Here is a 13,813-nt window from a genome sequence, read left to right on the forward strand (position 1 = left end):
GTAAACTCGCGTAACTTTTTAGAGGCAAGGAAATTTCATGAAAACTATAATTCCATCACTGCTGGCGCTGACGCTGGCTGCCGCCTTCACAGCCCAGGCCGCAACACCAAAAGATACGCTGGTGATTGCACAATCAACTGACGACGCAGACAGCTTCGATCCGGCCAAAGGGTTTGAACTGACCAGTGTTCAGGCTTTTACGAACATCTATCAGCGCCTGGTACAGTCTGACCCGCAGAATCCGGTGGACCTGAAACCTACACTGGCCACTTCGTGGCAGCCCGGCAGCGACAACCGCAGCCTGACCTTTGAACTGCGCAAAGATGCGAAATTCTCTACCGGCAACCCGCTGCGTCCGGAAGATGTGATCTTCTCGCTGGGCCGCGTGGTGAAGCTGAACCTCGATCCCTCTTTCATCCTGACGCAGCTCGGCTGGACCAAAGATAACGTCGATGGCTTCCTGAAAAAAGTCGACGACAATCATGTGCAGATCAGCTGGACCGCCAACGTCAGCCCGACCTACGTCCTGAGCCTGCTCTCTGCCCCGGTTTCATCGATCATTGATGAAAAAACCGCGATGGCGAACCAGAAGAACGGCGATTTCGGTAACGCCTGGCTGGCCACCCACTCGGCGGGCAGCGGTCCGTATCAGATCCGCAAAGTGGTGATGCATCAGGTGGTGCTGCTCAGCGCTAACCCGACCTCACCAGCGGGCGCGCCAAAAATGAAGAACATCCTGATCAAGAACGTGCCTGAACCGGCTGCGCGTCGTCTGCTGCTGGAACAGGGTGATGCCGATATCGCCCGTAACCTGGGTGCCGATCAGATTGCTGCGCTGAACGGCAAACCGGGCGTGAAGACGGAAGCGATTCCAATGGCGTCGCTCTACTACATCCAGTTCAACATCGGCGCGAACGAGACGATGAAGAACCCGGCCTTCTGGGAAGCGGCACGCTACCTTTGGGATTACAAAGGCATCGCCAGTGAGCTGCTGAAAGGCCAGTTCGACGTGCATCAGAGCTTCCTGCCTAAGGGCTTCCTGGGCGCGATCAACGACACGCCATACAGCTACGATCCGGAAAAAGCCAAAGCGATTCTGAAGAAAGCGGGCCTGAACAACGTCACCTTCAAGCTCTCCACCAGCAACCAGCCGCCTTATCTGGATATCGCACAGGCGCTGCAGGGCAGCTTCGCCAAAGCGGGCGTGAAAGTGGAAGTGGTGCCGGGTCTGAGCTCCGAAGTATCGACCAACGTGAAAGCGCATAAATATGAAGCGACGCTGAACGCCTGGGGCTCCGACTATTTCGATCCCAACACCAATGCCGCCTCGTTTGCTTACAACCCGGAAGATGGCAGCAAAACCATCGCCTTCCGTTCAGACTGGCACATTCCTGAGCTGAACAAGCAGGTGATTGCGGCGACCGCCGAGAGCGATCCGAAGAAACGCGTGGCGCTGTATGAAGCGATGCAGCGTGAAGTGATGAAGAACTCACCGTATGTGATTGGGATGCAGGCGAAGAACCTGATCGCCCTGCGCGAAAACCTGAAAGGCTATGTGCAGGGCATTAACCCTGACATGGTGTATTACTCGCAGGTCACTAAGTAATGGCACAGTCTGTTCCTTCAGCCGGGTTCGCCCGGCTTTTTTGGCAGCGTGGCGGGCGCCTGATCGGTAGCGTACTGTCGCTGCTGGTCACGCTGCTTGGCCTGCTCGCCTTCACCTTTATGCTGTCGCATCTCTCGCCGATCGATCCGGTGCAGCAGATCGCCGGCGATCACGCCAGTGAAGCGACCTATGAGCAGGTGCGTCATGACCTGGGTCTCGACCAGCCGGTGCTGATGCAGTTCTGGCGCTACGTCGAACATCTGGCGCAGGGCGATCTGGGTGTCTCCCGCCTCACCAATCAGTCGGTGAGCGGCGACCTGATGACCACCTTCCCCGCCACCATCGAGCTGGCGACCTGCGCGATGATCTTCGCGGTGGTGTTCGGTGTGACGCTGGCGCTGCTGGCCGCCTGGAAACCGGGGAGCTGGATCGATAATCTCGCCCGCTTTGTCTCGCTGCTGGGCTACTCGGTGCCGGTGTTCTGGCTCGGCCTGCTGGGCCTGCTGCTCTTTTATGCGGTGCTGCACTGGTCCGCCGGACCGGGACGGCTGGATGATATCTGGGTCTACACCCTGGAGCCGAAAACCGGCTTTGTGCTGATCGACAGCTGGCTGTCGGGTGAACCGGAGATGTTCCGCAATGCAATTGCGCACCTCTGGCTGCCGGTGGTGATCCTCGGCCTGCTGGCGATGGCGGGCATTACCCGCCTGCTGCGTGCTGCGCTGCTGGAAGAGAGCAGCAAAGAGTATGTGGTGCTGGCGCGTGCTAAAGGCGCGGGTCGGGTGCGCATCCTGCTGCGCCATATCTTCCCCAACGTGCTGGGCACGCTGGTCACGGTGATCGCCCTCTCCTACGCTACGCTGCTGGAAGGCTCGGTGCTGACTGAAACCGTCTTCGCCTGGCCAGGTGTGGGTCGCTATATGACCAATGCGCTGTTCTCCGGCGATGTGCCGGCGATTCTGGGCTCAACCCTGTTAATCGGCAGCTGCTTTATCCTGATTAACACCCTGGCGGATGTTTTAACCTGGTTAACCGATCCGAGAACCCGATGACGCAACAACTCTCTGAACTCGAAACGCTGCGACCACGCCGTCGCCGTCAACGCGTTACCTCGTTAACCGTTGGGCTGACGCTGGTGGCGATTCTTATCCTGATGGCACTGCTGGCGCCGCTGATTGCACCGTTCGATCCGAACGTGCAGACCATGTCGAGCCGTCTGCTGGCCCCGTCGGCACAGCACTGGTTCGGCACCGACGGCTTTGGCCGCGATCTGCTGTCGCGCGTGATTTACGGCGCGCGTCCGACCCTACTGCTGGTGTCGCTGATTCTGGTGCTGACCATTCCGGCCGGGCTGCTGATCGGCATCACCGCCGGTTACGTGGGCGGCTGGACCGAACGCCTGCTGATGCGCATTACCGATATCTTCCTGTCGCTGCCCAACCTGGTGATCGCGCTGGCGCTGGTGGCGATTCTCGGCCCAGGCCTGATGAACGGCGCACTGGCACTGGCACTGACCAGCTGGCCGCCGTTTGCCCGTCAGGCACGCGCTGAAACCCTGGCACTGCGCCGTAGCGACTACCTTGCCGCCGCGCGGATGCAGGGGATTACGGGCTTTCGCCTGATGTTCGGTCATATCCTGCCGCTCTGCATGCCGACGGCGGTAGTCCGCGCCGCACTGAGCCTGGGCGGGATTATCCTGGCCGCGGCCGGACTCGGTTTCCTCGGTATGGGCGTTCAGCCGCCGACGGCGGAATGGGGTTCGATGGTGGCCGAAGGCAGTAAAGTCATTTTTGATCAGTGGTGGGTTGCTGCTGCACCGGGCGCGGCGATTCTGTTTGCCAGCCTGGCCTTTAACCTGACAGGCGATGGCCTGCGCGACCGACTGGATACCCGTCATGCAAAATAATCTGCTCCATGCCGAGGGGCTGACCATTCGCAGCGACGATGCGCTGCTGGTCGACAACATCAGTTTTTCCGTGGGTCGCGAGCGCGTGGCGCTGGTCGGTGAGTCCGGTTCCGGCAAGTCACTGACCGCCCGCAGCCTGATGGGCTTACTCTCGCCCGCGCTGCATCTTCAGGCCAGCCAGCTTCAGGTGGCCGGTGAAAATGCGCTGACGCTAAGCGAGCGTCACTGGAACCAGCTGCGCGGTAACCGCGTGGCGATGGTGATGCAGGACCCGAAGTATGCCCTTAACCCGACGCGCACCATTGGCTGGCAGGTGGAAGAGCCGCTGATCCTGCATCGCCGTCTGAGCCGTGCCGAGCGCAAAGAGAAAGTGTGTGAAATGCTGGATGCGGTCGGCCTGCCCGATCCGCGTCGTCTGATGCAGCAGTATCCGCATCAGCTCTCTGGCGGCATGGGCCAGCGCGTGATGCTGGCGATCGCCCTGATTACCGATCCGGACTTCCTGATCGCCGATGAACCGACCTCCGCGCTGGATCATGCCATGCGCGATCAGGTGCTGGCGCTGATCCGCGGTCTGGTGGAGGCGCGCAACATGGGCCTGCTGCTGATCAGCCATGATTTGCAGCAGGTTTCAGAACATTGCGAGCGGGTGATGGTGATGTATAAAGGCCGGTTGCTGGATACGCTGCCCGCCGCCGATCTGCCGCACGCTACCCATCCCTACACCCGCACGCTGTGGGCCTGCCGTCCGGGCAAAGCGACCCACGGACAGACTTTACCGGTGCTGGACCGCGCTGCGCTGGAGGCGAATGATGATTAAGCTGCAGGATCTAAGCGTCGCCCACAAACAGGGTTACGAGCTGCGCACCGTGGTGCATGAGGTTAACCTGGAGGTTAACGCTGGCGAGTGTTTTGGTCTGGTGGGTCCGTCAGGCTGCGGCAAGTCGTCGCTGCTGTGGGTGCTGGCAGGTCTGAACCCACACTGGCAGGGTCAGATGCAGCTTGCCGGTCACGAAGTTCAGCCGGGTAAAGCCTTCACCGGCGCGCTGCGTCAGGAAGTGCAGATGGTGTTTCAGGATCCCTATGCCTCGCTGCATCCGCGTCACCGGCTGCGTCGCACGCTGGCGGAGCCGCTGAAGCTGCTGAAACGCGACAATATCAACGATCGTATCGATCAGGGCTTCCGTCACGTCGGGCTCGATCCCGCCCTGGCGGATCGCTATCCGCATCAGCTCTCCGGCGGCCAGCGTCAGCGCGTCGCCATCGTGCGCGCCCTGCTGCTGCAGCCGAAGATCCTGCTGCTGGATGAGCCGACGTCGGCGCTGGATATGTCAGTGCAGGCGGAGATCCTCAATCTGCTCAACGATCTGAAACAGCAGGATGGCCTGACCATGGTGCTGGTGAGCCACGATCCCGACGTGATCGATCACATGTGCGATCGCGCCGTGCACATGTCGCAGGGTCGCATCATCGAACAGATCTCTGCCTGAAATCAGGCCGGACGGTGTTCACCTGCCGTCCGGCGCTGCTGCATCCGCCGCGCCTTTCTGTAACATCCCCTTCTTCCACCTTCAGTCTCATCCTCTCTATTGCCAGAACGGCGCGCTGTTCTCTTCCTCTGAGTCATTAGATTGCCACGCGACGCTGTAAACCTTTACAGGCTGAAGCAGGCACGCGAATGCGACAGCGCAAAACGCAGCGGCTGGCTGATGCGGTATACTCGCGACCATTATTTCATGAGAGGAAAAAGCAATGACGGTAAAACTACGTCCGCTGGAACGGGAAGACCTGCACTTTGTCCATCAGCTGGATAACAACGCCAGCGTGATGCGTTACTGGTTTGAGGAGCCGTATGAAGCATTTGTGGAGCTGTCCGATCTCTACAACAAGCACATTCACGATCAGACCGAACGTCGCTTTGTGGTGGAGCACAGCGGGCAGAAAGCGGGATTAGTGGAACTGGTGGAAATCAACCATGTGCACCGGCGCGCCGAGTTTCAGATCATTATCGATCCGGCCCATCAGGGCAAAGGACTGGCAACCCAGGCGGCGAAGCTGGCGATGGATTACGGCTTCTCGGTGCTGAATCTCTACAAGCTCTACCTGATTGTCGATCAGGAGAACGAAAAAGCGATCCACATCTACACCAAGCTCGGATTCGAGATCGAAGGCGTGCTTAAACATGAGTTTTTCATCAACGGGGAGTACCGCAACACCATCCGCATGTGCATTTTCCAGCATCAGTATCTGGAACGCCATAAAACGCCAGGCGGAATGGTGAAGCCGACCGCGCAGTAATCAGCCGCGCGCGCCAACCGGGTTCATAAAGGGACGCGGGTGTTCAGGCTTAAGGTCGTACATGCCGCCATAGAAGGGATCGACCAGCAGCCAGCCGGGGAATCCACCCAGCGGGATATTGCCCAGCAGATACCACAGGTTAGCGCGTGCCTCGATAGGCACCGTGACCGGCACGTAGCCCGGGCTTTCCACCATCAGCAGGTAGTGCTTTTTGCCGAAGTAGCGGCCGGTAGATTTTTCCAGTTCAACGGTCTGCGGCGTGAAACCCTGCGCAACCGCATAGCCACGCTCATCCTGCACGGTAAAGCGCGCGCCCTGCGGCAAGGAGTCGATGCGCACCAGTTGGGTTTCATTGCCGACAATGGTGGCACAGCCGCTAAGCAGCAGCGCGGCGGCCAGGGCCAGAATTCGCTGTTTCATGAAGGGGTCCACAGAGTGATCAGTGATCAGAGTGTAGACCGCCCTCTCCGCCTCAATCGGGCTATCATCGCCCGATTCAGCCAGCTTATTGCGGTTGACAAGCGCGGGCGATAGCCGCGATGTCGTTGGGTGAGGTGCGACAGCAGCCGCCAATCAGCTTCGCGCCCGCCTGCTGCCACTCTGCCAGCTTGTCATGCAACGTGCAGCCTGATGGCGCTGAGTGCCAGGTTTTGCTGCTGGCATCATACTGCTCGCCGGAGTTGGGATAGACCACCAGCGGCTTGTCGGTCAGCTTCTGCAACTGCTGCAGCGCAGGCGTCACGCTCTCAAGTGCCACACAGTTGATTCCCACCGCTACCACCTGCGGCTGCTGATTCAGCCAGCTCACGACGTCTGACAGCGGCGTGCCGTCGCTGATGTGTCCGGCGTCACGCAGGGTAAACGAGAACCAGGCGCGGCCTTCAGGAAATTCAGCCAGCAGCTTCACCAGCGCCTGCGCTTCGGCAAACGAAGGCAGGGTTTCGCAGGCCAGCAGATCGGCACCCGCCGCCAGCAGCGCCTGTACGCGTGGGCGATGAAACGCCATCATCTCCGCTTCCGGCAACGCATAGTCGCCGCGATATTCCGAACCATCCGCCAGGAAGGCGCCATAGGGACCGACCGATCCCGCTACCAGCAGCGTTTTTGCGTCGGGCCGGACCGCCAGATAATCGTGACGGGCGCGTCGCGCCAGCTCGACGCTCTGCGCGATCAACGCCAGTGACTCCGCCTCATCAAGGCCACGTGTGGCAAAGCCCTGCGGCGTCGCCTGGTAGCTGGCGGTAATGGCACAGCGCGCGCCAGCGACAAAATAGTCGTAGTGCACCTGGTAGATCAGTTCAGGATTTTCCATCAGCACCTTAGCTGACCATAACGCATCGGCCAGATGACAGCCGCGGGCTTCCAGCTCGGTGGCCAGGGCACCATCCAGAATCAGCAGTGGCGACTCCGTTAAAGCCTGCGCGACAGGGTTATACGACATCATTGGCCTCCTCAGGCTTCGGGGATGATTTGTGGGTCAGATGGTAAGCGGCATAGCAGAACAGCACAAACGGGATGCCACACCACAGCGCGATACGCTGAGTCGGATCAAACGCCAGACCGACACAGGCCAGCAGGCAGAGCAGGAAACCCAGCACCGGCGTCAACGGATAGAGCGGCGCACGGTAGGCCAGATCGGCCAGCGATTTGCCCTGCTGAAGATGACGACGACGGAAAACAAAATGCGAAGCGCAGATGCTGAGCCAGACCGCTACCACCGCAAAGCCGGAGATGGCCGACAGCGCCACAAACACCGTGTCTGGCGCGACCACGCTGGAGACCAGCGCCAGCAAACCACCCACCATGCTGACGGTGATCGCCAGCATCGGCACGCCGCGTTTATTCACCCGGGCAAAGGCGCGCGGCAGCGTATTTTCATTGGCCAGCGACCAGAGCATCCGCCCGGAGGCATAGAGTCCGGAGTTGGCCGCAGACAGGATAGCGGTCAGGATCACAAAGTTAATAATGTCAGCCGCCCACGGGATGCCGATCTTTTCGAAGACCAGCACGAACGGGCTTTTCACGATACCCGCCTGATCCATAGGAATCAGCGCCGCCAGCACAAATACCGTGCCGATGAAGAAGATAATCAGCCGGGCCACGGTAGTACGGATCGCCAGCGGCAGCACTTTCTCCGGCTGCTGGGTTTCACCGGCCGCAATACCGATCAGCTCGGTGCCGGAAAAAGCGAAGTTGACTGCCACCATGGTCATCAGAATCGGCAGTACACCGTTAGGCAGCCAGCCGTGCGCCGTCAGGTTGCTCAGGCCCGGTGCGGGCGTGCCATCCTTCATCGGGATAAACCCAAACATCGCCGCACCCCCGAGCACGATAAAGGCGACGATCGTTACCACCTTAATCAGCGAGAACCAGAACTCCCCTTCGGCGAAGAAGCGGGTTGAGATAACGTTCAGCAGATAGATGGCGCAGCAGAAGACCAGGCACCAGATCCATACCGGGATCTGCGGGAACCAGTACTGCATACAGAAGCCCGCCGCCGTCAGGCTGGAGCCAAGGGCGACGGTCCAGGTGAGCCAGTAGAGCCAGGCCACGGTGTAGCCGGTTGCCGGGCTGAGATAGCGTGCGGCATAGACGTGGAACGCGCCGGTTTCCGGCATCGCCACGGAGAGTTCGCCCAGACAGACCATCACCAGCCAGACCACCAGCGCGCCAATCAGATAGGCGAGCAGCGTCCCCGCCGCCCCGGTGGTTGAAATGATGTAGCCGGTGTTAAAAAACAGGCCGGTGCCGATTACGCCGCCCAGCGATAACATCACCAGATGGCGCACTTTCATGGTGCGTTTAAATTGTTCCTGCGAGGGAGTTGGCTGTTCGCTCATCACTTTTATCCGTATGGACGTCTAAACATCTATAAGGAACAGTTTTATACGCGTCACAGCCGGTAATTGCAACGGCAGGGAAACAGGGAGGAGGTAAAGGCGGTTCAGTGCCCCGTCGCGGCGGGGCCTGATGCGTTAGCCGAAAACGCTTTGAATATAACGTTCCAGCGCCATGCGGGAACTAAATCCGTGCGGGATGCCGTAGTGTTCCTGTGAATCACCCGCCAGGTAGAGAGGGAATTGGGTGTAGTGATCGCAGGTCTTCATTTCTGAAGCAGGTTCAGCGAACGGCTGGCTCTTCTCTTTCAGTGTCGGGTGAATGACGAGTGCCATGCGCCCCATGCGCGCTTCGCGATTCACATAAACATAGTTCTCTCCACGGCGATAACCATAGGCCCGTGGGGTAATTTCATCGACTTCGAAACCCGCTTTTTCCAGTACGCGCGCTACCTCATCTGGTCGTAAATACATGCTCGATCCTCTCCTCTTTCAAAAGCTTCGCAACCTTACAACAGCATGACAGAGTGGGCATTCGGAATTTTCCCTAAAGAACACTCCCGCGTCTCGTTTATCTCAAGGTCGTCTACACTAGTATTACGTTTTTAAATCAAAGGGAGCTAAAAAATGTTTAATCGCACTGTAAAAAACGATGACATTGATATTAATCAGGATGTTAACGAACTGGCCGATTCACTGGAAGCGCTGCTGAAATCTTACGGCAGTGACGCCAAAGACGAAGTGGATTCTGCACGCAGTCAGGCAGAAAAGCTGCTGAAACAGACCCGCTCCAGACTGAACGGCGGCAGCAACCGTGTCTCACAGGTTGCCCGTGATGCCAGTGCACAGGTTGACACTTATGTCCATGACAAGCCATGGCACGGTGTTGGTATCGGTGCCGCTTTCGGTATCGTAGTGGGTGTGCTGCTGGCTTCACGCCGCTAAGCTCAACTCTAAAAAATCTCCTGAGCCCTGCCCTGTGCGGGGCTTTTTTATGCCCTTTTTCTGGCCGATGACATTTACAAAAGATTTTTCCAGGCTGCAGGGCGCATCCCTGCTGGCTTTGCCGCTGTTGCGCAAATGCAAATCATAAAACCCTATATCTGGTGGGCTTGACCCACAAAACCACTACATCTAGTATTTATCTCATCAGCACGACACCAGATGTCCGGCAGAATGAGGCCCGCAACTTGCCGCGTCTGCTTTGTTTTCGGGCATCAGAACCGCATATAGAGGGAAATACGAATCATGCGCATTATTATTTACACTAAAGATAACTGTGTCCAGTGCACGGCAACCAAAAATGCGATGGACCGTCAGGGTCTCGCCTATCAGCTTATCAATCTCGACAGCCAGCCCGAGGCGATCGACAACCTGAAATCACTGGGTTACCGCCAGGTACCGGTCGTGATGGCAGATAACGATCACTGGAGCGGTTTCCGCCCGGACAAAATCGCCACGCTGCGCACGCTTTCTGCTGTCGGAGGATAAACACATGTTCCCGCTGGTCTATTTTTCCAGCCAGTCGGAAAACACCCACCGGTTTGTGACGCGCCTCGGCCTGCCTGCCCGGCGCATCCCGCTTGATGCCCGGCAACAACTGCATATCGACCAGCCCTATATTCTGGTCGTGCCCAGCTATGGCGGTGGCAGCAGTCGCGGTGCGGTGCCCGGTCAGGTGATTCAGTTTCTTAATGATGAGGCGAACCGACGCGGTATTCGTGGCGTGATCGCAGCGGGCAACCGTAACTTCGGTGCCGGTTACTGCCTGGCGGGCAGCATCATTGCAAATAAATGTCAGGTTCCCTGCCTCTACCGCTTCGAGCTGATGGGAACGCCTGACGATATCGCGAAAGTTAAAGCGGGAGTAACCCAATTTTGGCAACAACAGACACCCTCAACGGCGTGACGCTCGATTATCACGCCCTTAATGCCATGCTCAATCTCTACGACGCCGAGGGCCGCATCCAGTTCGACAAGGATCGCGAAGCGACACGTCAGTTTTATCTGCAGCATGTGCAACCCAATACCGTCCCCTTCAATAGCTGCGCTGAGCGTTTACGCTATCTGGTGGCAGAGAGCTATTACGAAGCGGAAGTGCTGAACCAGTACGATTTTGCGTTCCTGCTTGCGCTGCATGAGGTGGCGGAAAACTGGGGATTTGAGTTCAAAACCTTTCTCGGTGCCTGGAAGTACTACACCAGCTACACCCTGAAGACCTTCGACGGCAAACGTTATCTGGAAACCTTTGAGCAGCGCGCCTGCATGGTGGCGCTGACGCTGGCTCAGGGCGATGAAAAGCTTGCGCGGGCCCTGCTGGAGGAGATCCTCAGCGGCCGTTTCCAGCCCGCTACACCAACCTTCCTGAACTGCGGAAAACAGCAACGCGGTGAGCTGGTCTCCTGCTTCCTGCTGCGCATCGAAGACAATATGGAGTCAATTGGTCGCGCCGTGAATTCGGCACTGCAGCTCTCAAAGCGCGGCGGCGGCGTCGCCTTTTTGCTGTCGAACCTGCGTGAGTCCGGTGCGCCAATCAAACGTATTGAAAATCAGTCGTCGGGCGTTATCCCGGTGATGAAAATGCTGGAGGATGCCTTCTCTTATGCGAATCAGCTCGGCGCGCGTCAGGGCGCTGGCGCGGTGTGGCTCAATGCGCACCATCCCGATATTTTCCGCTTCCTTGATACCAAGCGCGAAAACGCCGATGAGAAGATCCGCATCAAAACCCTGTCGCTGGGCGTAGTAATCCCCGATATCACCTTCCAGCTGGCAAAAGAGAACAAACCGATGGCGCTGTTCTCGCCTTACGACGTTGAACGGATCTACGGTCAGGCCTTTGGCGATATCAGCATCAGCGAGAAATATGACGAGATGCTGGCCGACGACCGCATCCGTAAAACCTATATTCAGCCACGCGACTTCTTCCAGACGCTGGCTGAGATTCAGTTTGAGTCGGGCTATCCCTACATCATGTATGAGGACAGCGTGAACCGCAGTAATCCGATTGCCGGTCGCATTAACATGAGCAACCTCTGCTCTGAGATCCTGCAGGTGAACAGCGCCAGCGAGTACAATGACGATCTCAGCTATCGCCGGATCGGCAAAGATATCTCCTGTAATCTCGGCTCACTGAACATTGCGCACGCGATGGATTCACGCGATCTGGCGCGTACCGTGGATGTGACGATCCGCGCTCTGACCTCGGTGTCGATGATGAGCGAAATTGGCTCGGTGCCCTCGGTCGCCGAAGGCAATCGCCGTTCGCACGCCATTGGCCTGGGTCAGATGAACCTGCACGGCTATCTGGCGCGGGAAGGCATCGCCTACGGTTCACCGGAAGCGCTGGATTTCACTAATCTCTACTTCTACTGCATCACCTATTATGCGCTGCGCACCTCTAATCAGCTGGCACAGGAGCGTCAGCAGACCTTCGATGGCTTTGCGGAATCGCAGTACGCCAGCGGTGTCTACTTCGATAAGTATCTGCAGCGCGAATGGTTGCCGCGCACGGAACGGGTAGCGACGCTGTTTGCCGATGCCGGACTGACCCTGCCGACACAGGCGGACTGGCAGGCGCTGCGTGACGCGGTGATGCAGCACGGACTATTTAATCAGAACCTGCAGGCGATCCCGCCAACCGGTTCAATCTCCTACATCAACCATGCCACCTCCAGCATCCATCCGATTGTCTCCCCTATCGAGATCCGCAAAGAGGGCAAAACCGGCCGCGTCTACTATCCCGCGCCGTTTATGACCAATGAGAATCTCCATCTCTATCAGGATGCGTATCAGATTGGGCCGGAAGCGATTATTGATACCTACGCAGAAGCGACTCAGCATGTCGATCAGGGCCTGTCGCTGACGCTGTTCTTCCGCGATGACGTCTCGACCCGTGACATCAACAAAGCGCAGATTTACGCGTGGAAAAAAGGCATCAAGACGCTCTATTACATTCGACTGCGCCAGATGGCGCTTCAGGGCACGGAGGTTCAGGGCTGCGTCTCATGCTCCCTGTGATGAAAACGATGAAATTAAAACAGATTCAGGCAATTAACTGGAACCGCATTCAGGATGACAAAGATCTTGAAGTGTGGAATCGTCTCACCAGCAACTTCTGGCTGCCGGAGAAAGTGCCGCTCTCCAACGATCTGCCCGGCTGGCAGACGCTGGATAAACAACAGCAGCAGCTGACCATCCGGGTATTCACCGGCCTGACGCTGCTCGACACTATCCAGAACGTGATCGGCGCGCCGGGGCTGATGGAAGATGCCATTACCCCGCACGAAGAGGCGGTGCTGTCGAATATCAGCTTTATGGAAGCGGTGCATGCCCGCTCCTACAGTTCGATCTTTTCAACCCTGTGTAACACCCAGGATGTGGATGCCGCTTATCAGTGGAGCGAAGAGAATGCGCCGCTGCAGAACAAGGCGCGCATCATCCTGGAACACTACCAGGCCGATGATCCGCTGAAGAAGAAGATCGCCAGCGTTTTCCTGGAGTCGTTTTTGTTCTATTCCGGCTTCTGGCTGCCGATGTACTGGTCGAGCCGTGGCAAGCTGACCAACACCGCTGACCTGATTCGCCTGATTATTCGCGATGAGGCGGTGCACGGTTACTACATCGGTTACAAATATCAGCAGGCGCTGGCTGCCGCTGACGATCTGCGCCGCGAAGAGCTGCAGCAGTTCGCCTATGATCTGCTGCTGGCGCTGTATGAGAACGAAGTGGCTTATACCGAGGCGCTCTATGCCGATGTTGGCTGGGTAGAGGAGGTGAAAACCTTCCTGCACTACAACGCCAACAAAGCGTTGATGAATCTGGGCTATGAGGCGCTGTTCCCGGCTGAGCTGACAGCGGTGAATCCGGCCATTCTGTCGGCTCTGTCGCCCAACGCCGACGAAAACCACGACTTCTTCTCCGGTTCAGGCTCCTCCTATGTGATGGGAAAAGCGGTCGAAACCGAAGACGAGGACTGGAATTTCTGAGGGTTACCGGGTGCTGTTTTGTCAGCATCCGGTTTTCTCTGGCAGTGCCGTGTCAGCCGCGCCATTTCGTCTAATCATAAGAAAAAAATATTACTGCAAAACAGCCTGACTATTTCACCGTTTGTTGATTCTCACTCACCCCGCATTTCCTTTTTTTTCGACCAATTATTCCACTGAACAT

Annotated in this window: 15 protein-coding genes; 11 read left to right on the forward strand and 4 right to left on the reverse strand. The window is 57.8% G+C overall.

Annotated features, from left to right (window positions below):
* Nucleotides 1–37: 37 nt before the first annotated feature.
* The 6 genes from HFD87_RS13030 to speG all read left to right on the forward strand — a co-directional run bounded on the left by HFD87_RS13030 (nucleotide 38) and on the right by speG (nucleotide 5,810).
* Nucleotides 38–1,606 carry an ABC transporter substrate-binding protein gene (locus HFD87_RS13030; protein WP_167423531.1) on the forward strand — a complete coding sequence of 523 codons (1,569 nt, stop codon included), beginning with the start codon at nucleotides 38–40 and terminating at the stop codon, nucleotides 1,604–1,606.
* Nucleotides 1,606–2,658, forward strand: a complete 1,053-nt coding sequence (locus tag HFD87_RS13035) for an ABC transporter permease (RefSeq protein WP_010257745.1) — start codon at nucleotides 1,606–1,608, stop codon at nucleotides 2,656–2,658. Before HFD87_RS13030 ends, HFD87_RS13035 begins: the two co-directional genes overlap by 1 nt.
* Nucleotides 2,655–3,512, forward strand: coding sequence for an ABC transporter permease (locus HFD87_RS13040; RefSeq protein WP_010257750.1), 858 nt, complete (start codon nucleotides 2,655–2,657; stop codon nucleotides 3,510–3,512). The genes HFD87_RS13035 and HFD87_RS13040 overlap by 4 nt, the downstream gene beginning before the upstream one ends.
* Nucleotides 3,502–4,332 carry an ABC transporter ATP-binding protein gene (locus tag HFD87_RS13045; protein WP_031594057.1) on the forward strand — a complete coding sequence of 277 codons (831 nt, stop codon included), beginning with the start codon at nucleotides 3,502–3,504 and terminating at the stop codon, nucleotides 4,330–4,332. The genes HFD87_RS13040 and HFD87_RS13045 overlap by 11 nt, the downstream gene beginning before the upstream one ends.
* On the forward strand, nucleotides 4,325–5,002 hold the full coding sequence (locus tag HFD87_RS13050; RefSeq protein WP_010257754.1) for an ABC transporter ATP-binding protein: 678 nt from the start codon (nucleotides 4,325–4,327) through the stop codon (nucleotides 5,000–5,002). The genes HFD87_RS13045 and HFD87_RS13050 overlap by 8 nt, the downstream gene beginning before the upstream one ends.
* A 262-nt stretch (nucleotides 5,003–5,264) precedes the next feature.
* A complete protein-coding gene (gene speG / locus HFD87_RS13055; protein WP_003850356.1) occupies nucleotides 5,265–5,810 on the forward strand; it encodes a spermidine N1-acetyltransferase in 546 nt (181 codons plus the stop codon).
* On the opposite strand, the gene HFD87_RS13060 is transcribed toward speG, so the two are convergent.
* From HFD87_RS13060 to HFD87_RS13075, 4 genes are all read right to left on the reverse strand, one after another.
* Entirely contained in the window at nucleotides 5,811–6,230 is a 420-nt protein-coding gene (locus tag HFD87_RS13060) for a hypothetical protein (protein ID WP_167423532.1), read from the reverse strand.
* A gap of 85 nt (nucleotides 6,231–6,315) precedes the next feature.
* Complete coding sequence (gene mmuM / locus HFD87_RS13065) at nucleotides 6,316–7,251, reverse strand: homocysteine S-methyltransferase (protein WP_010257759.1); 936 nt, start codon at nucleotides 7,249–7,251, stop codon at nucleotides 6,316–6,318.
* The gene (gene mmuP, locus HFD87_RS13070) at nucleotides 7,241–8,650 is read right to left on the reverse strand and encodes an S-methylmethionine permease (protein WP_033758676.1); all 1,410 of its coding nucleotides are present in this window, start codon (nucleotides 8,648–8,650) and stop codon (nucleotides 7,241–7,243) included. The genes mmuM and mmuP overlap by 11 nt, the downstream gene beginning before the upstream one ends.
* A 135-nt stretch (nucleotides 8,651–8,785) precedes the next feature.
* Nucleotides 8,786–9,121: a DUF2002 family protein gene (locus tag HFD87_RS13075; RefSeq protein ID WP_003850360.1), complete on the reverse strand. Its 336-nt coding sequence runs from the start codon at nucleotides 9,119–9,121 to the stop codon at nucleotides 8,786–8,788.
* Nucleotides 9,122–9,274: 153 nt separating this feature from the next.
* Here HFD87_RS13075 and HFD87_RS13080 point away from each other — a divergent pair, with 153 nt between their 5' ends.
* The 5 genes from HFD87_RS13080 to nrdF all read left to right on the forward strand — a co-directional run bounded on the left by HFD87_RS13080 (nucleotide 9,275) and on the right by nrdF (nucleotide 13,632).
* Nucleotides 9,275–9,592 carry a DUF883 family protein gene (locus HFD87_RS13080; protein WP_010257764.1) on the forward strand — a complete coding sequence of 106 codons (318 nt, stop codon included), beginning with the start codon at nucleotides 9,275–9,277 and terminating at the stop codon, nucleotides 9,590–9,592.
* 303 nt (nucleotides 9,593–9,895) lie between these two features.
* Nucleotides 9,896–10,138 carry a glutaredoxin-like protein NrdH gene (gene nrdH / locus HFD87_RS13085; RefSeq protein WP_010257769.1) on the forward strand — a complete coding sequence of 81 codons (243 nt, stop codon included), beginning with the start codon at nucleotides 9,896–9,898 and terminating at the stop codon, nucleotides 10,136–10,138.
* 4 nt (nucleotides 10,139–10,142) lie between these two features.
* Nucleotides 10,143–10,556 carry a class Ib ribonucleoside-diphosphate reductase assembly flavoprotein NrdI gene (nrdI, locus tag HFD87_RS13090; protein ID WP_010257771.1) on the forward strand — a complete coding sequence of 138 codons (414 nt, stop codon included), beginning with the start codon at nucleotides 10,143–10,145 and terminating at the stop codon, nucleotides 10,554–10,556.
* Nucleotides 10,526–12,664 (forward strand): class 1b ribonucleoside-diphosphate reductase subunit alpha, encoded by a 2,139-nt coding sequence (gene nrdE, locus HFD87_RS13095; RefSeq protein ID WP_167423533.1) that lies wholly within the window; start codon nucleotides 10,526–10,528, stop codon nucleotides 12,662–12,664. The genes nrdI and nrdE overlap by 31 nt, the downstream gene beginning before the upstream one ends.
* Before the next feature lie 8 nt (nucleotides 12,665–12,672).
* A complete protein-coding gene (nrdF, locus tag HFD87_RS13100) occupies nucleotides 12,673–13,632 on the forward strand; it encodes a class 1b ribonucleoside-diphosphate reductase subunit beta (protein WP_010257777.1) in 960 nt (319 codons plus the stop codon).
* Nucleotides 13,633–13,813: the final 181 nt, after the last annotated feature.

The organism is Pantoea sp. EKM21T (assembly GCF_011800405.1).
GTDB lineage: Bacteria > Pseudomonadota > Gammaproteobacteria > Enterobacterales > Enterobacteriaceae > Pantoea > Pantoea agglomerans.

Bases quoted from the DNA above. Each gene is read 5' to 3' on its own strand.
- HFD87_RS13030 (WP_167423531.1), top strand. From the start codon at position 38: ATGAAAACTATAATTCCATCACTGCTGGCGCTGACGCTGGCTGCCGCC.
- HFD87_RS13035 (WP_010257745.1), top strand. From the start codon at position 1,606: ATGGCACAGTCTGTTCCTTCAGCCGGGTTCGCCCGGCTTTTTTGGCAG.
- HFD87_RS13040 (WP_010257750.1), top strand. From the start codon at position 2,655: ATGACGCAACAACTCTCTGAACTCGAAACGCTGCGACCACGCCGTCGC.
- HFD87_RS13045 (WP_031594057.1), top strand. From the start codon at position 3,502: ATGCAAAATAATCTGCTCCATGCCGAGGGGCTGACCATTCGCAGCGAC.
- HFD87_RS13050 (WP_010257754.1), top strand. From the start codon at position 4,325: ATGATTAAGCTGCAGGATCTAAGCGTCGCCCACAAACAGGGTTACGAG.
- speG (WP_003850356.1), top strand. From the start codon at position 5,265: ATGACGGTAAAACTACGTCCGCTGGAACGGGAAGACCTGCACTTTGTC.
- HFD87_RS13060 (WP_167423532.1), bottom strand. From the start codon at position 6,230: ATGAAACAGCGAATTCTGGCCCTGGCCGCCGCGCTGCTGCTTAGCGGC.
- mmuM (WP_010257759.1), bottom strand. From the start codon at position 7,251: ATGTCGTATAACCCTGTCGCGCAGGCTTTAACGGAGTCGCCACTGCTG.
- mmuP (WP_033758676.1), bottom strand. From the start codon at position 8,650: ATGAGCGAACAGCCAACTCCCTCGCAGGAACAATTTAAACGCACCATG.
- HFD87_RS13075 (WP_003850360.1), bottom strand. From the start codon at position 9,121: ATGTATTTACGACCAGATGAGGTAGCGCGCGTACTGGAAAAAGCGGGT.
- HFD87_RS13080 (WP_010257764.1), top strand. From the start codon at position 9,275: ATGTTTAATCGCACTGTAAAAAACGATGACATTGATATTAATCAGGAT.
- nrdH (WP_010257769.1), top strand. From the start codon at position 9,896: ATGCGCATTATTATTTACACTAAAGATAACTGTGTCCAGTGCACGGCA.
- nrdI (WP_010257771.1), top strand. From the start codon at position 10,143: ATGTTCCCGCTGGTCTATTTTTCCAGCCAGTCGGAAAACACCCACCGG.
- nrdF (WP_010257777.1), top strand. From the start codon at position 12,673: ATGAAATTAAAACAGATTCAGGCAATTAACTGGAACCGCATTCAGGAT.